Origin of the sequence: Paenibacillus xylanilyticus (genome assembly GCF_047246825.1) — a bacterium.
GTDB lineage: Bacteria > Bacillota > Bacilli > Paenibacillales > Paenibacillaceae > Paenibacillus > Paenibacillus xylanilyticus_B.
Window position 1 is genome coordinate 2,017,245 of the sequence record NZ_JBFOLB010000001.1, and the last position, 21,698, is coordinate 2,038,942.

At 44.6% G+C, this 21,698-nt stretch carries 17 protein-coding genes and 1 tRNA gene; 5 read left to right on the top strand and 13 right to left on the bottom strand.

Going from position 1 to position 21,698, the window contains the following annotated elements; translation table 11 throughout:
- Positions 1-12: 12 nt before the first annotated feature.
- Both AB3N00_RS08725 and AB3N00_RS08730 read right to left on the bottom strand, forming a co-directional pair.
- A complete protein-coding gene (locus tag AB3N00_RS08725) occupies positions 13-1,563 on the bottom strand; it encodes a class I adenylate-forming enzyme family protein (protein WP_413035229.1) in 1,551 nt (516 codons plus the stop codon).
- Positions 1,564-1,849: 286 nt separating this feature from the next.
- Positions 1,850-3,334, bottom strand: coding sequence for an amidase family protein (locus tag AB3N00_RS08730; protein ID WP_413034186.1), 1,485 nt, complete (start codon positions 3,332-3,334; stop codon positions 1,850-1,852).
- 217 nt (positions 3,335-3,551) lie between these two features.
- Between AB3N00_RS08730 and AB3N00_RS08735 the strand changes: the two genes are divergently transcribed.
- On the top strand, positions 3,552-5,060 hold the full coding sequence (locus AB3N00_RS08735; RefSeq protein WP_413034187.1) for a hypothetical protein: 1,509 nt from the start codon (positions 3,552-3,554) through the stop codon (positions 5,058-5,060).
- Between the two features lie 865 nt (positions 5,061-5,925).
- Positions 5,926-7,140 carry a helix-turn-helix domain-containing protein gene (locus tag AB3N00_RS08740; RefSeq protein WP_413034188.1) on the top strand — a complete coding sequence of 405 codons (1,215 nt, stop codon included), beginning with the start codon at positions 5,926-5,928 and terminating at the stop codon, positions 7,138-7,140.
- A 737-nt stretch (positions 7,141-7,877) separates the two neighbouring features.
- On the opposite strand, the gene AB3N00_RS08745 is transcribed toward AB3N00_RS08740, so the two are convergent.
- Positions 7,878-8,723, bottom strand: a complete 846-nt coding sequence (locus tag AB3N00_RS08745; RefSeq protein WP_413034189.1) for an AraC family transcriptional regulator — start codon at positions 8,721-8,723, stop codon at positions 7,878-7,880.
- Between the two features lie 213 nt (positions 8,724-8,936).
- On the opposite strand from AB3N00_RS08745, the gene AB3N00_RS08750 reads away from it, so the two are divergent.
- Both AB3N00_RS08750 and AB3N00_RS08755 read left to right on the top strand, forming a co-directional pair.
- A complete protein-coding gene (locus tag AB3N00_RS08750; RefSeq protein WP_413034190.1) occupies positions 8,937-9,482 on the top strand; it encodes an RNA polymerase sigma factor in 546 nt (181 codons plus the stop codon).
- On the top strand, positions 9,457-11,109 hold the full coding sequence (locus tag AB3N00_RS08755; protein ID WP_413034191.1) for a DUF4179 domain-containing protein: 1,653 nt from the start codon (positions 9,457-9,459) through the stop codon (positions 11,107-11,109). Before AB3N00_RS08750 ends, AB3N00_RS08755 begins: the two co-directional genes overlap by 26 nt.
- Before the next feature lie 77 nt (positions 11,110-11,186).
- Here the strand turns inward: AB3N00_RS08755 and AB3N00_RS08760 are convergent, their stop codons facing one another.
- The 4 genes from AB3N00_RS08760 to nrdR all read right to left on the bottom strand — a co-directional run bounded on the left by AB3N00_RS08760 (position 11,187) and on the right by nrdR (position 14,561).
- Positions 11,187-11,828 carry a formylglycine-generating enzyme family protein gene (locus tag AB3N00_RS08760; protein WP_413035230.1) on the bottom strand — a complete coding sequence of 214 codons (642 nt, stop codon included), beginning with the start codon at positions 11,826-11,828 and terminating at the stop codon, positions 11,187-11,189.
- A 478-nt stretch (positions 11,829-12,306) separates the two neighbouring features.
- On the bottom strand, positions 12,307-13,665 hold the full coding sequence (locus AB3N00_RS08765) for an FAD-binding oxidoreductase (protein ID WP_413034192.1): 1,359 nt from the start codon (positions 13,663-13,665) through the stop codon (positions 12,307-12,309).
- A 175-nt stretch (positions 13,666-13,840) separates the two neighbouring features.
- Positions 13,841-13,913: transfer RNA gene (locus AB3N00_RS08770), tRNA-Ala, on the bottom strand.
- 180 nt (positions 13,914-14,093) lie between these two features.
- Complete coding sequence (gene nrdR, locus AB3N00_RS08775; protein WP_175399660.1) at positions 14,094-14,561, bottom strand: transcriptional regulator NrdR; 468 nt, start codon at positions 14,559-14,561, stop codon at positions 14,094-14,096.
- A gap of 113 nt (positions 14,562-14,674) precedes the next feature.
- On the opposite strand from nrdR, the gene AB3N00_RS08780 reads away from it, so the two are divergent.
- Positions 14,675-14,899: an alpha/beta-type small acid-soluble spore protein gene (locus tag AB3N00_RS08780; protein ID WP_095288108.1), complete on the top strand. Its 225-nt coding sequence runs from the start codon at positions 14,675-14,677 to the stop codon at positions 14,897-14,899.
- A 164-nt stretch (positions 14,900-15,063) separates the two neighbouring features.
- Here the strand turns inward: AB3N00_RS08780 and AB3N00_RS08785 are convergent, their stop codons facing one another.
- The 6 genes from AB3N00_RS08785 to phoU all read right to left on the bottom strand — a co-directional run bounded on the left by AB3N00_RS08785 (position 15,064) and on the right by phoU (position 21,657).
- Positions 15,064-15,627, bottom strand: coding sequence for a lytic transglycosylase domain-containing protein (locus AB3N00_RS08785; RefSeq protein WP_413034193.1), 564 nt, complete (start codon positions 15,625-15,627; stop codon positions 15,064-15,066).
- Positions 15,624-16,220 (bottom strand): dephospho-CoA kinase, encoded by a 597-nt coding sequence (gene coaE / locus AB3N00_RS08790; RefSeq protein WP_413034194.1) that lies wholly within the window; start codon positions 16,218-16,220, stop codon positions 15,624-15,626. The genes AB3N00_RS08785 and coaE overlap by 4 nt, the downstream gene beginning before the upstream one ends.
- A 9-nt stretch (positions 16,221-16,229) precedes the next feature.
- On the bottom strand, positions 16,230-16,985 hold the full coding sequence (locus AB3N00_RS08795) for a manganese efflux pump (RefSeq protein ID WP_413034195.1): 756 nt from the start codon (positions 16,983-16,985) through the stop codon (positions 16,230-16,232).
- 193 nt (positions 16,986-17,178) lie between these two features.
- A complete protein-coding gene (mutM, locus tag AB3N00_RS08800; RefSeq protein WP_413034196.1) occupies positions 17,179-18,009 on the bottom strand; it encodes a DNA-formamidopyrimidine glycosylase in 831 nt (276 codons plus the stop codon).
- A 115-nt stretch (positions 18,010-18,124) separates the two neighbouring features.
- Positions 18,125-20,779 carry a DNA polymerase I gene (polA, locus tag AB3N00_RS08805; RefSeq protein WP_413034197.1) on the bottom strand — a complete coding sequence of 885 codons (2,655 nt, stop codon included), beginning with the start codon at positions 20,777-20,779 and terminating at the stop codon, positions 18,125-18,127.
- Between the two features lie 218 nt (positions 20,780-20,997).
- The gene (gene phoU / locus AB3N00_RS08810) at positions 20,998-21,657 is read right to left on the bottom strand and encodes a phosphate signaling complex protein PhoU (protein ID WP_413034198.1); all 660 of its coding nucleotides are present in this window, start codon (positions 21,655-21,657) and stop codon (positions 20,998-21,000) included.
- Between the last annotated feature and the right edge of the window lie 41 nt (positions 21,658-21,698).

The following is a 21,698-nucleotide window of genomic DNA, read 5'->3' on the forward strand; positions in this document are numbered from 1 at the left end:
CCTTTTTCACGATTAATACACTTGAATGCGCAAACTTTTTTTGTCCACTTTATCCACGGCGGTTCGAGGCAGAGTATCGAGAATATATATCTTCGTTGGCCATTTATATCGTGCTAGCCTGGGTTCACAAAACGCCCACAATCGTTCCAGTTCTAAGCGACCATCGCCACGTAGAACGATGCAAGCAACGAGTTCCTCTCCTTCATTGGGTTGTGGAAGTCCGATAACGGCAACCTCTATAACCTGTTCGTGAGTCATGATCACTTGTTCCACTTCAGGACAAAACACATTTGAACCATTTATGATGACCATATCCTTGAAACGATCCAGCACATATAAATATCCTTCGCCGTCCAGACAACCTACATCACCTGTTCGGATCCATCCATTGCTTATTGCTTCGCTGGAAGCCTCTGGTTGATGCCAATACCCCAACATCGTTTGGGCTCCGCGAACTACAATTTCGCCAGGTTCATTTTCTAATGCATCCTGTCCCTCTTCAGTGACGATTCGGACCTGAAAGGCTTTCTCTCCTTGTGCAGCTAAATCCGAAGGACGCCCTACTGAGCGAAGACGGATCGGATCTTCCACATGATGTACAGGCAGTAGTCGACTGATCGCCATTCCACATTCTGCTTGAGAGTAATTGTTAACGATTAACGCCCCTGGAAACTGTTTAACCGCATTCTTTAAGGTATCCGGTGAAATGACAGATCCTCCACAACCAATAACCTTAAGGCTTGGTAAATCTTTACCCGTATCGGATACCTCGCTGGTCAGGTCACGGAGCAATTGTCCGACCGTACTGAGGTGCGAAATCTGTTCGCGTTCCACTGCCTCAACGATACGCTGGACGTTAGCCGGATATTCATCCAGAAAGACCAGGCAGCCTCCAGCAGCCATGGTTGCCCATAGTTGGAATTGGCCGACTAGGTGAGATAGATTAAGTACTAACACTCGACGATCCATGTCATACCCAAAGCCTTTAGTAGGCGTACATTGATTCCATGCTGACATTCCGAGATGTGAATGCATTACTCCCTTAGGTCTGCCCGTTGTTCCTCCTGTATAAATTAAAACGGCGGTATCCTCCATTTTGCGGTCGATCGCTTCAATGGGTCGTGATTCTAAATTCTGATGTAAAACAGATCTCAATGAATTAGAAACAGAATCTTCTTCAGTCGCAAAAAGTATCGGAGATCTCGTAAGAAGTTTTACAGCGGAGTAAGCTGCCTCGGCGTGACGATTATCATGGATCAGGAATTTGGGCTCAGCGTTCTCTAGAATCGCTGCAATCTCTGGAGGACTTAGCAACGGTGAAATCGCTGTTGGTATTGCACCCACCTCAACCGCTGCATAGAGTGAAACCACCATTTGGGGATCAGGATCCCCGAGAATGGCAAGCCGATCTCCTGGTCGAAGACCCTCAGCATAGAGGGCACGTACAAGTTTTTCAGCGAGATGATACAGCTCACAGTATGTAATTGTCTGCCCGTATCTTAAAAGTGCTGGCGCATCAGAAAATAAACTTGCTGCTAGTGGTAGTCGTTCAAACAGAAACATGTTCACTCCCCTTAATCTGGTTTGAGTGCTAGGATTAAGGAGAGCATATCACATTATTGGAAAAATTAAGCATAACACTTTTCAATTAACATCATTAGATCGTCTAATATGTATACCTAACTTGACCGTTAGTAAATAAACGGCAGCCAAGGATGGTTGCCGTCTCTTTTGGTTGTTGATCTGTAGTGTGCGTTTACATTATTTTCGCGCACCAATGTGATGACTAAAAATCTCTATGTTTATAATTTCTCTCATGCTTTCCGCGCTTTAAATTCGAATTCTAAGATTAAGCCTCATCGTTGGGCGCAAAACGAAATTTGGTCGCTTGTTCGTAGGCATAGGCTAGTCGGAAAAGGATTGGCTCGCTGTAGGCGGTTCCGACAAAAGTAATTCCCTGGGGACCTTTGGTCGTATAACCATCTTCCCCGATGGGGCCTGTTTCCGCGTACCCGCCCGGAACGGTAATGACAGGATAACCCGCACGTGCAGATAGATCGAGTCCTTCCTCATTGCCCAAAAACAGCAAAGCGTCTAGGCGATGTTCGCGGATCGCGTGATCGATGCCTTGGTCCCGGGATAACTCACGGTTAAGTCGCAAGCTCTCGGAGTATTCCGGTTCAGACAATGTGCCGCTTGTTTCATTCGACCAGATCAGCGTATCTTGACCATACTTAAGGGCAACCTCACGGTTTGCTTCGTTATAGGCGATGAGCTCATCTAACGTCCTAACGAAAGCGCCGGAACCAGCTTTAGCTAAATAATCATTTAGCCCTTTTTTAAATTCATACCGCAACACGTCCCAGTCCCACTTCGCACTCTCACAGGGCAAAGATACCGGATCCACAATGATAGCTCCATGTTGTTTACATAAAGTAATTGCCCGTTCGATAATCTCCGCTCGTGGTTCATCCAGGCCTTGATAATAAAACCGCGGAACGCCGATTCTTGCGCCTAGCAGGCCATTCGCATCCAGGAAGGACGTGTAATCTGTATAGGCTACCCGTCCATTCTCATGCATCGCTGCATCGTCCGGATCCATCGCAGTCATCGCACCGAGCAAAATCGCGGCGTCCCGGACCGTACGCGTCATTGGGCCGGCTGAATCTTGGCTGTATGTAATTGGGATTATCCCTGTACGGCTGACCAGACCGATTGTCGGCTTCAGTCCGACAAGGCAGTTTTGCGAGGCCGGGCTAATAATGGAACCCGATGTTTCTGTACCAACGGCGGCGGTACACAGATTCGCGGCAGCGGCTGCTGCGGAGCCCGAACTCGATCCCCCAACGAACAACTCTCCAGGACCGTAAGGATTTAATGTCTGTCTGCCCCTGGAGCTATATCCGGACCACATCGTGCTCGACATGAAGTTCGCCCATTCTGTCATGTTTGCTTTTCCGAGGAATACAGCTCCTGCGGCTCTTAACTGAGCAGCCACGGCCGAATCCGATGGTGCAAAATGTTTGGCAAGCGCGACTGAACCGGCACTGGTATGCATGCGGTCTCCTGTATCAATATTATCCTTGAGTAAAATCGGGATGCCATGAAGCGGTCCTCGTGCTCCATATTCCCTTCGCTCCGCGTCAAGCGCAATGGCTTCCCCTATCGCTTCCGGATTGACTTCAAGTACCGATTTCAGCTTAGGGTCGAGTCTCGTGATTCGCTCCAAATACCAGCGAACGCAAACTTCCGACGATATAGAACCTGATTCCATCGCTGCTTGTAACGAAACGATGTCTGCCTCTATTAAAAGATCACTTACCGTTTTGTCCATTTTTACAGCCTCTCCCTTTTTGCTTTGTACTACTTATGGTTCGACGAACAAATCTGTTGTCCTCTGCCTCGCAGCAAAGATTAGAAGCAGTAATTATAAAAAGACAGCCTTTGTCATATGTCATTTTTCCCACATGAAATACTTTTCCATGATAATCCCTGCCCTAATTGATAGGAAGTTATGATATATTTTTATGGAGAAGTTTTTTTAAGGGAGAATGGCTATGGTTAAACTTTCGCTTTTTGCAATTACAAAGACAATTGAGTGTTTACCTCCAAGAATTGTCGATCATTTATACATGTACGTCTACAAAGAGTCTACAAACACGACAAAAGAAACCTGGCTATTTGAGGTGATAAAGGAAATCCTCATTCAGAATTTTGGATTCGATACTCCTCATCTGGAGGACCATGTTGAAATCCGGGATAAAAATTATCGCAAAAGACAGCAGAGCAAAAAGTACTGGCTCAAGAAATTTAAAGAGGAATTGGATTCCGTTCCAAACAACCCTGTTTTGATTGAGATTAGTTCCTGGAAACTTGCGCTGGAACAAATGAAAGCATCCAATGCGGGATTGGATATCGTTGCTGAATCCGAAAGACTTATTGGCGTAAAAGACCTGAATGATTTACCTGCTTTACGTTTGCAACAAATAAGTGAGTGGGCGACCACCAGCTCCACCTATCTTACTGACTATCGCTACTTGTCGAGTAAAAAAACCAATCAGATCAAAAAGGCGATCGATACTGATCTTCATTTTATTGTGGCTGATATTATTGATAAACACGATTTGACAAATGCAGTGGATGTGCAGCCTCATGGCTTGATCGAGGATGTCGTTTTTGCGGAAAAATCAACAAACCTGAAAATCAGAATGGAACTGGACGAAATCACCAACAAACAAACCTACTTCGATGATTATGAGATCAGTGACAATGAGTTTCTGCGCACGATTATCAAGGTGGAAGATGGAGATTTCCTGCTAGCTGATAAAAGCCTTACGAAATCACTGGATGGTACCGATCGGGATATCATTTTTTACGTCCTTTCCCAAAAGGATGAATCGTTCTACACCGACCGGACGATCACCGTTGATATTTCCAAGCTAGTAAGTAAAGCCTATAATTCCTCAGGTGTTAAAAACTATGTTGAAATTGAGAAAAGATTGCGTAAAATCAGATCCTTCGGCTTTCAGGCCGTAATTAAGAAAAAATCAGAAAAAGCGAGATCTGGTTCTGCGGACTGGTCCATATTTGACTCGGTTGTCATCAACTCGAATCCAAATGGTAGACGTTATGCTGAAATTGTCATTGGTACTTACTTTCATCAGCAATACATTAATCAGCAGACCGTTAAGATCTATAGAGACAGCCTTAACTCCATTGAAGGTAACATCTCTAAAATTTTAGTACATGCATTACAGAAAGAACGTCTGGAGCGGTATGTTCAAGGAAACCAATTCATAGATATCTTCCCGCTCAGCTACTTCTTGCGTAAAGTCCGGATGGATAAAAGAAAAACGGAACAAAACATGAAGAAAATCCAGGATGCTTTAGAAGAGTTTAAAAGTCTGAATTTTCTGATTGCTGATTATAAAAGACTTCATTCCTCTTTTGAAATTTCCTTTATTCCATTGACTCACACGGAAATGCATGACTTTTTTGATCAGGCGGAACCGCCTATACAACTTACCTTCCCTATACAAACCGAACTTATTGGAGAATGAACCACATTCTCCAATTTTTTTTGTTTATGTACATTTGCCTATTCATTGAATTTTTATTACTCATTTCTCGTACTTGTAATAAATTATTACTTTTTTCTCGTACTTGATGAAGTAATAAAATTGAATATGCTGCTACAGTGCTATTAAAGCAATTTGTTCATATTATTTTATTACGAAAACTACGTACCATGTTTCATTTTCTTACTTATTATTCGTTCTTTATTAATTATCCATAATATATAATGCTTAGATTCGGCTGTCTCTTTTTTTATTACGAATTACTCGTACTTTAAATATATGTTTCAATCCTCCAACAACAGGGTAGAATCCTTGATATCATCGTAATTCTCACTTATTTTTCGTACTTTCTAATAATTATTACTTATAATTCGTACCACACTAAATTTATTACGAATTTCACGTACTAAAATGTCCAAAAAAAAGTTCTATATTTGTCGAGCACAAAAAAATTTCAAGCTTGTAGCCCTATTTTTAGTTTTCTAACTTTTTTCTCGTACTATATGTATGATTGTAAAGCTTCGGTTTCATTCTTCATTTCTATTTTTATTACTCATTTCTCGTACTACCACTGGTGTTCCCAATTAAATAGACGGATGCTATAATCAATGTATAGTGAATGGAAAGCTAATAAAAATCTCTGTAAAAATAAAAAAAGAACCCAACCATATCGTTCTAATAAGTGGATAGTTTGGCGACTGACACTTATTAAAACTACGAAAAGTCGGGGTCTTGGTCTTGCTTCTTTTTTGATGTGTTCATTATAGCATGTCTTCTAAAAAAACAAAAGCCAAAACCCTTATTTTCCCTACCCATTTTTACAGTTGGGAGTTAAGGAGAGGCGCAGATGAAACACCATCCTGATCTATTCGATGCACAGACCCTACATCATGACACTCGTTTGCTTTTCAAACTCAAACTCCTGCTGGGTACCGTTTGCGCATATGGCGGAGAAGTTCCACTTTCTCAGACAGAACTCGCTAAACGAATGGGTACCTCCACTTATCGTATCCGAATTCTTCTCCACAAATTAGAACATGAAGGTATTATCCACTACAATGACTCTGGTACATTGTTTTTTGATCGATATGTTTTTGTACGCGATCAGGCAGAGTTTTCTCAAGAAACTCTATATGCCAAAAACTTTGCCTTCTTTACTTGCGATGAATTTCTGTCTGAGGATCGAAATGTTCAACGCTTCGTTCTTCATTATGTCGGCAAAGAGCTTGTCTACATTCCAGGCAATTTCCGCTGGGGTTACATAAATGATCTTTACGGGGCAGCAGGCCTTCTAAACATACGCACGCCAAAGGAAGCTATAACCATCCTAAAGAAAGCAGCCAAATATCTGAAAATAAAAATACACACGGAAAACTTCCAAGTCCTGAACGTTCATCAAAAATGGATTGACATGGGTGAAGTTTATTCTGAAGGTGCTGAGCTATGGGTGACCAAACAGCTTATGAAGCATCGTTTTTGTTGTGACTTTTTAGCTCGAAAAGCAGTTTGGCAAATAGCAAAAGTAATGGAAGACTACTATGCCAAATTTGGATATGAATATGCAACCGAGATTTTCGACAATGCCCTCTTCAGCATTCAAAAAAATAGAAGACGTTCACAAACCTTTTTCAATATGATATACAGAGAAGACTCGGCTTACATTGTAAATGAAGAAAAAAATGAACTCAATGAAATCAGTGCCTATTTTCGGTCCTGTATGGAATCCGCCGAGCTCAACTATGCTGCACAATTGTCTATGGAACTTGAACATATCGAACAGAAGAAACACATGGCGGAGACCAACCTCTATGCGAATAATGAGATCTCTGTCATTAATCAAAAACTAATTGAAGCAGCCCATAAGCAACAAATGAAAGTGTGGGACAAACTTCGTCTCATCAACAAGTGCTGGCTCAACCGTTTCAGACAACATCCTGAATGGTTTGTCCACCATTATTACCGCATCAAAACTCTCCCAGCCCCTATCCTGGAGATCAAAATGGAAATTGAGAAGTATATCCGTAACCAAAAAAATAATCCTTATCAAACGAGCGTCATCTAATTTTTTTCATTGGTTAGATTTATTTGTGTTCCCTTCAATTTGCTTTCAGCCTAAATTGTATTGCAGTGGTTCTACGACTGGTAGAGCGACTGCTATTTGATGTTCAATTCTGCTGTTCTTGAGGGTGCTATTAATGGGACCTGTCTTAAATTAGGGTCATAGAAGAGATCTCATAACTTCCTTTGAATCCCAATTTGATCAATAATACTGTGGATAACGTTTTTTATCATGTGATTTTGTTATGTAGGTGATGTCTATACTGATTCTATTCGTTTGGATGAAATGAATGTTGATGGGGGCTTCTATAAATTTAATGTTACTTTCGTGTTCTCTAGTGTGTACCCTGTCGTTATTATTTTGCATAAAAATAAGTGGTTTCTATATCTAATTTTATCCAGATACAGAAGCCCTTATGGTTCAAGCTTTTCGAGGCACTTTTTTGGCTTATAAAAAGGTATTAATTAAAGGTGTTGATCTATGGTTTTGAGAAATGGTGTTGAACTAAGATTTTAATATAAGGTGTTGATGAAGGGTATTGAAAAGCTTTTGAACACCTCCATCTTCTAAATATAGAAATCAACATCGAACAGAGTGAAATCCTTGCTTTCCCCTAACTGCTCAAAGATTAAGCTACCCGATATTGTCTGCTGCTAATTCATCGTTTAACGTACTTTCGCACCATATCGATGTATCCCCGCTTACAAGCTGTAGAATTAACTTTCGGAATGGATGTCCCTTTATTTAATTGGTATCCAAATTTGGGGTGGTTGATGATGACCCGGATATACTTCTAATTCCGGTATACCCGCATGCTCATAAGGATTAGATGGGAACCATTCGGAGACAATCTGCTTCCATAGACTTTGTATACTCTCTGGCATCGGACCTTGCACTTCAAACACACTCCATTTGGAAGCAGGAATCGTGATGGATGCCAATCCTTCCGGTACTTCACCCTCATAAGCCGTACCTATCCAGTATTCCATTTGTTTCTCCTGAATCTCGGTCTCATCTACACAGACTCCAAGTAATCCTTGGATAGCCCCGTTATTAATTTCAATTAAACGATCTTCTGTTCCACTCGAATACGCTTCTTGCCACATCTTCGGGATTTCTCTTAAATTTTCCCCATCTACATAAGAGAAGGCTTGCTTGATTCCAACTAACGTAAATTCATCCTGTTCAACAATTTTATAATCCATCGGTTCCGCTCCTTTTAAACTGACTTGAATAACCAAACGATTATACGATTTAACTAAGGTGCTACTTTTTCGTGCATCACTTGGTGCAATCCCATGCTGTCTGCGAAAAGCTTTGGAAAAAGATTCAGGTGTGTCATATCCATACTTGTGCGCTAGATCAATAATTTTGTGATCACTCTGTAAGAGTTCATGTGCCGCCAATGTTAATCGTCTCCGTCGTATATATTCGAATACAGTAACATCAGTTAATAGTGCAAACGTACGTTGAAAATGAAAAGGCGAAATATGAGCTTGTGCTGAAATCTGCTCCATCGTTACATTTTCGAGTAAATGCTCTTCTATATACTGTATAGCTTTCTGTAACGATTCAATCCAGTTCATATGGTTGACCACTCCTTGACTTCTATAATAGATGAAAGCCTATCTTACTGCCTGTCATTATTTGCTTTGATCTGTCCGATTGACTTTTATATGATTACTCTTAGCCGTAATGAGTCTATAACACACTCTTATCTGCACTAGAATAAAAAAAAGTGAATCATTTTCGACGCTCACTTGTCTATAATATATCCCAACAAGAAAGGAGTACCGGAAGTGACCGAGCATGAACTCTTCAATACTTATAACAAAGATGTATATCGCACCTGCTTGTATATGCTCAAAAACATCCAAGATGCCGAGGATGTATGCCATGATGTGTTTGTAACTGTATTTCGGCAGGACTGGAGAAATGTCACACATTTAAAGACCTGGATTATGCGGATCGCCATGAACCATTGCCTTAACATTATTCGTAAAAACAAAGTCAAAAGTGATAAGCAAGATCAACTACAGAACTTACATGAACACGAGGCTCTTGCCAAAGGTTCAGTTGATGGAATCGTTATGGCTAAGCTATCTTTCGCGGAATTGGAGAAACAACTGCAAAAATTGCCGGACAAGCTGCTAAGTGTTGTAACCCTGCGGTACATTGGTGATCTCTCTGTTGCTGAGATCGCAGGAATCCTAAACATACGTCAGGGCACCGTTCGAACAAGGTTACACAAGGCCCTTAAACTGATGCGAAAGAAACTGGAGTACTACGAAAAGGTTAAAACGAGAGGAGAGAATCATTTTGAATACAGTAGAATCCAAGGTTAAGAACCACATGAATCATTCAGACCACATCGAATATCCGGATTTTGATAAGATGTTTAACAGCATTCAAAAGGACGAGCTGAGGGTAGTCCATGAGATCAAGCCTAACGCTCAGCGCGGTAAAACGAAAGTCGCCATTGTTCTGGGTGTATCTGTGGCAGTCATGGCCACGCCGGTATATGCTGCCTTTCAATATGATTGGAGCGACATTCTTTCCCACAAGTCAGGAATTGAGTCGGCTCTTCAAGCCGGGTATGGCCAGTCCATTGAACAAAGTGTCACGGCTCACGGAGTTACCCTAACAGTGCACAATGCTTTTGTGGATGATAACCGAACGGTTCTTCTCTACACGATTAAACCTGGCATGGAAACAGACGGAAAAGAAATCAGATATGATCAGATGGTTTTGAAAGACAGCGATGGAGAGCCTATTGAAGGCCATTATTATCAAAAATGGAACGAAGAGCAAGGTGTTTATCAGGGATACTTCGAAACGGACTGGGTAATGCCACAGAACCACCAATCAGGACTTCAATTCTCCATTACAGGTGTTCGTTATTTGCAAGACATTCAGGAGGACATTACACTCGATCCCCAAGATACTAATACTCAGAAATTCAATATTCAAAAGGACGGCATCGAAGCGGTAGAAGTACAATCCTTCCAGCACACGGAAGATCAAATCATGATTCGTTCCAACGTGACTTTTACAGATAAGGATTTGAAGGAACAGACTTGGGCCAGAATCACGGCTTATGATCAAAATGGGAACATCATTAAGGAAACGGAAAGCCCTGTCTATGGCACGGAGGGAGCAACGGGAGCCTACTCCAGCATGCAAATATTTAACGGGCAGCAGTTCAAAGAAAAGGCCAATCGTTTTACCTTCACTTATACACATGAGAAAGAACGAACTGATGGAACATGGAACCTCGATCTCTCCTTGTCTCAACAGCAGATGAAAACGGGAACGGTTAAGAAAGAAATGGACATTCCATTGAATTCTATGGGTGGAGAGGCTAGCATTCGTGGGATTGTAGTGACGCCAACACAGATTCGAGTAACCATTAATCACCAAGAAGACTATTTTAGAATTCCTTACCGGACCTATCAGCTGGATGTCGACGGAAAAACGATGGAAGGTTATGTTTCCCTTGAAGGTACAGTTAATCCTAACCAAACAGAACTGCGATTTGAGCAGACGGACTCACTCCTGATGGATGTTGGCTCTTTGGCCAACAAACCCATGACCTTGATCGCGAAGGATCGAGTAGATGAACATTCTGGAAGCCAGGCTTCTATTCGTCTAACGGATATCTCTACTCAGCCACAAACAATAGCGAGTGATTACGAAGGATTCCGTTTGAGTTGGACGTATTATCTCAAGGACGGTAACCTGTATGTTGAGTCGTTCAGCCCGGACACTACATTTGGCGGAATTAATCAATCCTATTTCCTTGATCAGGGAGAAAAGCATTACTTAACGCCGCTATATTTTAATGATTCGGATAATAAACATACGGAAGTGTACAAAGATTTTAAGGGTGAAAATATAGATCTGTATGTATGGAACTATACAACCAAAAAGCCGGATGAAGAATTACGAATTCCACTGACAAGCAATAAGTAGTTTCTAAAAAAACTTTATATAAAAATACAATTACACATGAAAACTAAAATGCCCTAGTACAAGGGCATTTTTAATTTTCATGTTCGAGCAAGGCGAAAGCCCAGGTCATCAATGCCAAAGGTAGGGTGGCTTCGACGTCGGCACGTCGAGCCGCAACCTCTGGCCTCTTCTGCCCAGCTGCCACCACGGAACACACGGTAGGAACCATACACTTCTTCATCATACTGATCCCAGCACCACTCCCAGACGTTCCCAAGCATATCGTAGAGCCCCCACGCATTCGCTTCCTTTGTACCGACCTCGTGAACACTTCCTTGCGAATTCTCCTCAAACCAGGCGATGTCATTCAGCTCTCCATAACGATAACTGCTGGTGCCAGCCTTACACGCATACTGCCACTCCGCTTCCGTAGGGAGACGATAGCCATCTGCTCCCAAGTTACGGCTAACTCTCTCCCCGTCTTGGCTGACTTCGTAATATTCTTGTAGCCCTGATTGCTGGGATAACAAATTACAAAAGAGTATCGCTTCATTCCATGAAACATTGGTAACCGGTGAGAGGGGATGATTATCTCGCTCAGCGTTCCTCTGCACAATGGAGTGGTATAACTCATTCGTCACTGGAATCGAGGCAAGCCAAAAGGAATCGACATCCACCGTCCATGTCTTTTTAACCCGATCGTCTCGTAATTCAACACTACCTGCTGGGATCAGAACCATTGGATAACGTGCAGCATGATGACCTTCTTTGAACACGATGCTTCCTCCCCTCTATGCTCTAAATTCTTCCACTTTTCTGTAGTTAAATTCCCGATGTAGCTCTCAGTCATATAACGGTTGTCCACATCCAGTAATCGTGGGTACGCCGGCTTCTGGAAAAAAACATACCAACAACCATTGCCATCAGTCCATAAGTGGTACTGTATGTATTCTTAACGCAGAATTATACTGTCATGTTACCGTAATCAAAAATTCAGCTATAACCCTGAAGATCACGGTTTAACTTTTCGTTATCACTTCATGCAAACGTGGGTCCACTGCTGAGATTTCCTAAGGATGTTATGAGCAAATTCTCCACGTTCAGGACTTCAGTTCTAAACGATCATCTATGTTTGATCACCGAACTGAAGTCCGCAATAATGAACAGGGACGCCTTCTTCTCGGCCGCAAGGAATGCTGCTACATTTGAATCAAAATGTTATCTAGCCCTTGTGTACCCTGCCGGAGTGATACTTTGTGGATTATTGAACACATTTTTCGGGTCATATTTGGCTTTTACTCTCCGTAATCTGGCATAGTTAGCTCCATAGTAAACCGGTCCGGAGTTTTTAATTCCCTGGTCTGGAACGTTAATATAGGACCCGACGATATAAGGTTGTAATTTCTTGCGTGTTGTACGAACGATGGCGATATTTTTGGTGGCTTCCGATGGTTTGATCCATGAACTGTTCCATTCCACATAAAATTTCGCTTTACGCCAGTAGAATGCCGTCGACTTAGGTGACTTGCGGCTTACTGCACCGCCCCAGTTAAGGAAGAAGAAGCCTGCATCTTCCCCTTCTACGTTCTCCAAAAATTCTCGCATGGACTTAATCGCTTTGTCCGGAAACGGACGCTTACCAAATCCGGAAGAAAATTGGTTGCTGTATTTTTGGGTTAGCACTGGATCGGGAGGTAATAAGAACTTCACTGCTTCAGTGTACGGTAATAGCCGGATGATAGAAGTTGTGGGTGTCCCAACACTCGTGATGGGCTTTAGCAGGCGAAGGGCCTCTGTTTTGGAGCCCAGGAACAGCCCCTCCATGCTGACATTACCGCCCTTTTTGGGTCCGATCGTTAGTTCACTGCCTAATTTGAAATTAACGGAAGGAGCCCATTTTTGCCATACTTTGAGTACTTTTACGAATTGGCTCCAGGGCCAAGTTATGCGGAATACGGTGGCCTTAGCTGGAGCACGATGTACTTTGAATTTGTACTTGGTGTACACTCCGAAATTACCGCCGCCACCCCCTCGGGAAGCCCAGAAAAGATCTGAATTACAGTTTTTGTTGGCACGAATCACTTTCCCGTTCGCATCAACCATTTCGACTTCAAGAAGATTATCACTGATGAGACCAATCGACCGCTGGAGAGGTCCAATTCCCCCACCTAGTGTAATCCCACCAATCCCGACAGTAGGGCTATCACCGAAGGGAGCGATGAACCCTTGTCTTGCCAGCGTATTTGCGATTCTTCCTACACGGTTACCCGTCCCCACAACAACCGTTCCATTTTTTTTATCCAGCTTAATACTATTCATATCACTTACATCGATGACCATTCCACCGTTAACCTGTGAAAGATTAATTTCCAGGGAGTGTCTTCCACTCCTTGGTCGGATGGGTACCTTGTTTTCCCGAGCCCATTTGATCGCATTGGAAACATCTTTTGTTTTCTGAGCAAACACAAATACTTTAGGAAATCTGTCGGTATGAGGATCCCAGTTCTTGCGTGCTGCTTCATAGCCCGGATCTCCTTTAAAAATAACTCGCCCCGTAAGCGCCGTTTTCGATTTCAATATATCCCTCTCCCCATCAAGCAAATGTTGTTCTGTCATTCGACATCAGGCACCTTATAGTGTATGAGGGACATTCGCGGAGGGAATGGGCTAATGAGGCGAAAACTTTATGTATGAAATGAGATTGTTTATACAAAAAAAGCCGATCTTTTCAGATCGGCTTTTTCATACTCTATGGAGCCTAGGGGGATCGAACCCCTGACCTCATCGCTGCCAGCGATGCGCTCTCCCAGCTGAGCTAAGGCCCCACATTATATATAAGACGCTTGTCCTTCTGCAGCTGCTTCGCAGGCGACTCCTATATCATATAAAATGCAGCATTAGCTGTCAACATCTTTTTAAGAACGCAAAGTGTTGGAGAAGAACAACCTCTGGACTGGCTACTCGTGTCAAAAGCTCAGACTGCTCTTCTCCCATGATCCACTTCTCTAATCTTCGAGATCCTCTTTGGACAACAACGATTTCAATTCCTTCATGAACATATTGATGTCTTTGAATTGGCGATACACGGATGCAAAACGCACGTAGGCCACTTCATCAACCGGAAACAGTTGTTCCATCAACAGTTCACCAATCTGACGACTCTCAACTTCAGCTTCAGCTGTGTTGCGCAGTGACTTCTCCACCTCGGAAACCATCATCTCCAGCTTCTCTACAGAGACTGGTCGTTTCTCACAAGCCCGAATCAGACCACGGAGAATCTTGTCACGACTAAACTCTTCCCGGCTGCCGTCTTTCTTGATGACGATCAGCGGTGTCTCTTCCACCATTTCAAATGTTGTAAAGCGGCGACTGCACTGCTCGCATTCACGACGACGGCGGATTGATTTGGATTCATTGGCTGGCCGTGAATCCAGCACCTTTGTGCCTAGGTAGGCGCAATAAGGACATTTCAATTCAGATCACTTCCCATGTTTTACTTTTACCATAAATTCCCTGAAACATCTAGTTATGAAAATCGCATTGAAGACACATAATACTTTTACCAACCGCGAGGAGGTGAACAGCAATGGCCCAAAACAGCAACGGTAACTCCAACAACTTGGTAGTAACTCGCGCTTCCGCAGCACTGGAGCAATTGAAATATGAAGTTGCTCAAGAACTCGGAATCAGCATCCCACAAGACGGATACCAAGGTAACATGACTTCTTACGAGAACGGTTCGATCGGTGGATACATCACGAAACGTCTGGTAACAATTGCAGAACAGCAATTGGCTGGTCAATACCAATAATATCTGCATCGTAATATGTTACACAGAGGAGCATGGAGCGGCCGGTGAATTACCGGCCTGCTCTGTGCTTCTGCTTTTCAATTCAGCTACAGACATGGATATAGAAGATAATCGATTCAGATAGAAAACTTTTGACTACTGCGACAAATGCAAGCTGTCCGTCTTTAGAACGTATTATAGATCTTTACATATTGATTATAATAATAAATCACTCGTTGTACATAGTGCCGGGTTTCTCCAAAAGGAATATCCTTGACCGTTTCGAAGGAACCGTCCCATACTCCATCTCTAAGCCACCCGCTGACTTTGCCCGGTCCGGCATTATATGCGGCAATCATTGCCGTCTCATTGCCGTCAAACTGTTCTGAGAGGCTACGGAGGTACCATGTTCCAAGCTGGATGTTCCTTTCAGGTTCGTGCTTAAGTTCCTCCAGCGATGTCCCCGGAATTTTAGCCTGCTCCATGATCCAGTTTGCTGTATCCGGCATCAGCTGCATCAGCCCGATGGCACCTCTTCTGGATTCCTTGCTGGTCTTAAAATTGGTTTCCACCTTAATTATGGAAGCGATAAGAAAAGGGTCGACCTCATAGCTCTGAGATTGGGCACGAATCTCTTCCTTATAATGAATCGGATAAAACCACGCCATCCAGTTTGTATTCAGGAACAGCACCAATACAAATGAAACAAACATCAACAGGAGTACCCGTTTCTTGCGCAGTAACTTCATATCAGACCCTTACGATGCAAAAATGAAATAACCTGCTGCTCCGTATCCGACCATAAGCCGCTGTTATCAATGACCACATCTGCACGCTGCTTCTTATGTTCAATATCCATCTGTGCATTAATGCGGGCGTCCGCCTGTTCCCCTGTCATTCCATCCCGGTTCATCAATCGTTCCCGCTGCACGGATCTGGGTACATATACAACCATAACCTCGTCAAATCCACTTTCCAGCCCTGATTCAAACAATAAAGGAATATCCGATACCACAAGCTTGTCCGGATATGCTTGCTCGTATGCAGCAGCACGCTCCCGCATCTCCTGCCGAATAGCTGGATGTGTAATCGCCTCAAGCGCTTTACGTTCCTCCGGATTCTGAAACACAATGCTTCCCAGCCTTTTCCGATCCAGTGTCCCATCCTCATTCAGTATGGCTTGTCCAAACCGCTCTACAGCAGCAGCTAAGACGGGATGCCCGGGCTTCATGACCTCCCGGGCAATCACGTCTGCATCGATCAGCAGCGCTCCCTTACTGGCAAGTAGGGCGGAAACACTGCTCTTTCCCGTTGCGATCCCGCCGGTTAAGCCAATATTCATCGTTTCACCTCATAACAGCTTCATTATTCCCATAATCATTAACAACAACGCAGGCAGCACGGACAGCCTCTTCATCCAGCGCAGAGCTGCAAAACGCAATCCGACTTTCATGCCCAGTAACAGAAATGCACCACTGAACAATGCGATGACAAGCGCAGTCCACAATGTGGGAAAACCCAGCAAAGCAGCTCCAAGTCCTGCACCGAAAGCGTCCAGTGACAGAGCAATCCCCAGCCACATCGCCTCCTGGGCAGAGATGCTGCCCGAATTGTCCATATCCGCTTTGGAAGGACTGCGTAAGATTTGAATAACGACACCTAACTTCCGCAGCTCCAGTGTAAACACCATTCGTTCCAGCGATCCGCCAGATTCAGATTGTTCAAGCTCAAGCGCTAGCACCTGATTTTTCCCTTTGACCAGTCTATCGTCTGTCGCCTGCCCTTTGACCCCGCTTCCTTCCGTCCCATCATCCGATTCAAGCCGATCCTTCCCTTGCTTTCGGATCAGCTGTATCAATGACCACGCGCCGATACCAATCAGAATAACTGCACCAACGATCGAAGCCACATCAGGAGATACCACATGGGATAGTAGAACGCCAACCTGCATGGACAGGGCAATGACCAATCCCGAACAAATGGAGATTACAGCAATGGATAACAGCGGGATCTTCGTCCTGCGCAGCCCGTATGTAATCCCGACACCAAAACCATCTAAACTAAGCGCCAAAGCAAGCGCCAGCAATGAAATAAAATGATGCAGCACCCCGGATTCCTCCCCTGTGCGGGAACTCATTTCAACCTACCGTTTCAAGTAGGTATTCGCCCGCTTATTTCTGCCATATCAGTATATGGAGGGAGTAATCCATGGGTGCTACGGTTTAATCATTTCGTTCATTTGATACAAATTCAAGCCGTTAGTGTGTAAACGACAATTTCAATTTGTATCTTCATTGGTTTTAGTTTAATGGTTGGCACTTCGGACAGTAATGCGTCCCGCGACCACCAACAACGCTTTTCTCAATTAATGTACCGCATGTTGTACAAGGCTCGGATTTGCGTCCATAGATTTTCAGTTGGTGCTGAAACATGCCCATCTCACCTTGTCCATTAACATACGATTTGATGGAAGATCCACCTGCATTCACGGCATCCTGCAGCGTAGCTACAATCGCCTCGTGCAGCACCGTCAATTGGGCTTCGGTCAACGTCTTGGCAATGGTTTCAGGGTGAATACCTGCGCGAAAAAGGGCTTCGTCCACATAAATATTCCCGATGCCAACGACATATGCCTGATTTAACAACACAGCCTTGATTTTGGTTGTCCGTTTGCCAACAGCATCACGGAAGGCTGCTACTGTAAATGCCGGATCCAACGGTTCCAAACCAAGCTTGAGCAAGGGTTTAGATACCAGTTCTTCACCCGCAGTAAACAGATGCATGGTCCCAAACTGACGTACATCCTTATAACGCAATTCAGTACCGTCCGTGAAGTGAAAGATAACATGGGTATGCTTCTCCACTTCTTCGTGCTGCTGGTATACGCCGTATCTTCCTTCCATCCGCAGATGGGAGACCAGTACCAGCCCGTCCAACAAAATCCGTAAAAATTTGCCTCTTCGTTCCACGCCGGTTATGGTGTGTCCTGTGAGTTCCAGTGCAAATGCATCTATATCGTCCGGCCGCTGAATGATGCGCGGCAAGCTAACGGTTACGCGTTCAATGGTCTTGCCTACAACAAGTTGATTCAATGTTCTTCTGACTGTTTCGACTTCCGGTAATTCCGGCATGATGTTCTCACCTCCCCTATATTATAACGGAAGATGAGCTTCAGCGGGACCCCTTCTTGTGTCGAATCCTTGTGAAGAAACGTTTGTAAAATAACGGAAACCCGCATGGGGCCTGCTATTTGGCTTCGTACCAGTTTTCCCCGAAGCTGACTTCCGCTTTCAGCGGTACAGAAAGCTCCAATGCTTTTTCCATAACGGATGGTACAAGCTCCTTCATCAGCTCCAGTTCATCCGCTGGCACTTCGAATACAAGTTCGTCATGCACCTGCAGCAGCATACGGCTCTTCAATTTACGTTCACGCAGTGCTTCATCCATCTGTACCATGGCAAGCTTGATAATATCTGCGGCTGTACCCTGGATAGGGGTATTCATCGCCGTACGCTCAGCGAAGGAACGCAGATTAAAGTTGCTTGCATTGATCTCAGGCAGATAGCGACGGCGCTCCAGCAGCGTTTTGACAAAGCCGTCCTGACGGGCTTCCTTCACAATATCGTCCATATATCGGCGAACACCCTGGAAAACTTCAAAGTACTGATCGATAAATTGAGCAGCCTCTTTTCGTGTAATGTTCAGATTTTGGGACAAACCGTAGTCACTAATGCCATATACGATTCCGAAGTTAACTGCCTTGGCTGAACGACGCATGTCGCTGTCCACCTCTTCGGCCTTAACCCCAAATACGTCAGACGCTGTCTTGGTGTGAATATCCATATCATGAACAAACGCTTCCTTCAGCCGCTCATCATCCGAGATGTGGGCAAGTACACGCAATTCAATCTGGGAATAGTCTGCCGCCAAAATGGACCAACCGGGCTCGGAAGGAACAAATACCTTCCGAATTTTGCGCCCTTCTTCCAGTCGAATCGGAATGTTCTGCAAGTTCGGAAACTGGCTGCTGAGACGCCCCGTTGCAGCTATTGTTTGACGGTAGAACGTATGCACCTTGCCGTCCCGGTCCGAAATCTCTTTCAGGAGACCCTCTACATAAGTGGACTGCAGCTTGGCAAGCTGGCGGTATTGCAGAATCAGCTGTACCACATCATGATACGGAGCCAGCTTCTCCAACACTTCAGCATCTGTGGAGTAGCCCGTTTTGGTTTTCTTCACTACAGGCAGGCCAAGCTTATCGAATAAAATCTCACCCAATTGTTTCGGGGAGTTCAGATTGAATTCCGTACCGGAAAGTTGGTAGATCTCCGCCATCAGCCTGCTGATCTGTTCTTCAAACTCACGACCGAGTGCCTGCAGATCCGCTGTATTGGCCTTGATCCCCTGTTTCTCCATATCAGCCAGAATTCGTGATAACGGCATCTCCAACTCATGAAAGAGCGCGTTCATCTCATCATTCTCAAGTGCCTTCTCCTGAAGAGGAATGATGGCAGCCACGGCAGCCGCCTTACGGCACAGGAAATCGCCCAGGACCTCGACATCAGGTACCTTGTATTTTGCTCCTTTACCCATAACGGTATCGTCCTCAGCCAGAGAAGGCAGACCATACTTCGAAGTCAGTCCGCTAATCGTCTGATTGGATTCCGTGGGATCAAGCAGGTAGGCTGCGAGCTGCACATCGAAGGATGCTCCGGCGAACTCAATACCATGCGCGTGCAGGGCAAGATCGATTCGATGCAGGTCATAACCACGTTTGGGCTTGTCCGGATTGCCAAGCCATTCGCGTACCGGAGCCGCTGCTTCGGATTGAAGCAACTCGGGAGACAGGAAGGTATATGTTCCTGCCGAACCCACAGCAAGTCCAATCAATTTTGCTTGATGCGGATTATCACCATGAGTCTCCACATGAAGCACGTCAATGGAATCCAGCGACTGGAACAGTTCACCAATCGTTTCTTCCGTAGCAATGGTGGATTCCACCTCGGCAGCGGGTACGGCTTCTGCTTCAGAACCTGCAGTGCCGCTGAACGACAAGCGTTCCAGCAAGGACTTGAATTCAAGCTTGGCCAGTGCTGGCCCTGCCTGTTCTTCTTTTAACCCCGCGAACTGCATGTCATCCCAAGTTTGCTCGAGCGGCACTTCGCGATGAATGGTTGCCAATTGTTTGCTCATCCGTGCATCTTCGGCGTGCGCCTCAATCTTCTCTTTCATTTTCCCCTTCAACTCACCTGTGCCGTTCAGTACTTCCTCCACAGAACCGAATTGATGCAGAAGTTTCAGTGCTGTCTTCTCACCGACTCCAGGAATCCCCGGAATGTTGTCTGAAGTATCGCCCATCAGACCTTTGAGATCGATAATCTGCAATGGCGTCAAGCCATAACGTTCCTGAATCTGAGCAGGGTCATACAGTTCGATTTCGGTTACCCCTTTGCGCGTGAGTCCGATATGTACATGTTCGGAGGCAAGCTGAAGCATGTCCTTGTCACCCGATACAACCAATACCTGTCTTCCCGCCTCGTCTGCGCGTTTGGTTAACGTTCCGATGATGTCATCCGCTTCAAACCCTGCCAGCTCAAACTGGGCAATCCCAAGTCCCTGCAGCAATTCTTTGAGTAACGGGAACTGTTCCGACAGCTCGGGTGGTGTTTTTTCCCGGCCGCCCTTATATTCCTGATATCCTTCGTGACGGAAGGTAACTTTACCAGCATCAAATGCCACCATGACATGTGTCGGCTTATGCTCTTCCAGCAATCGAAGTAACATGGTTGTAAAGCCATACACTGCATTGGTGTGCAGACCTTTCGAATTGGTCAGAGGAGGCATTGCAAAAAATGCTCTGTAGATAATGCTATTTCCATCTATGAGAATAAACTTTTCCATTCCAGCACCTCACGTATCGTATGGTCAAACCCTCAAGTACATCTACTCTCATGATAACATACACACCTGTTACAACAAAAAAGATTGGACATCTTTTTACACATTTCATCCAGCAAAAAAAGAACTCTCTCCATAGACAGCCTGATCTTGCAGGCTGCCGGGAGAAAGTCCCTTATTTTCGTTGCAAATAGTCCCCAATTCCAAATATTTGCTGTTTATTACTGGTTTAGATCCGGACGCTTGCCTGTGACCAGATAGACCGTGCTCTCTCCAATGTTGGTTGCATGATCACCTATACGTTCGATATAACGACCTACCAACATGAGCAGCATGGCCTGAGAGGCCTGATTCGGATGAGACGTCATGAAACTGTATAGATCGCCAATCATATGACTGTACAGTTGGTCAACCTGGTCATCCGTCTGTGCCATTTTGTAAGCCAGATCCGTATTTTCTTTCAGGAACGACTCAATGGACTCCTCAATCATCTCTTTGACGATTTCCGCCATACGCGGGATATCCACAAGCGGTTTAATCAGCTCCTGCCCTTCCATACGAAGCGTTACTTTGGCAACGTCCAAGGCGAGATCACCCATACGCTCCAAGTCACTCGAAATTTTGAACGCCACAATAATGCGACGCAGATCCTTCGCGACTGGCTGCTGGGTAATAATCAGCTTGGAACCAAGTTCCATGATTTTGTCTTCCAGGGCATTCAGATTCGCATCATTCTTGATGATGACCTGAGCTTTCTCGGCATCCAATGTCCGTAAACTTTCAATAGCACCATCCAGCGCCGTTCCTACATGCTCACCCATTTGCCGAAGCAAAATGCGCAGCTCTTCAAGCTCCTGATCAAATTCTTTCCTGCGAATCATAGCTTTTCACGTCCCCCTTGTCCATCATCTCCGGATATGCC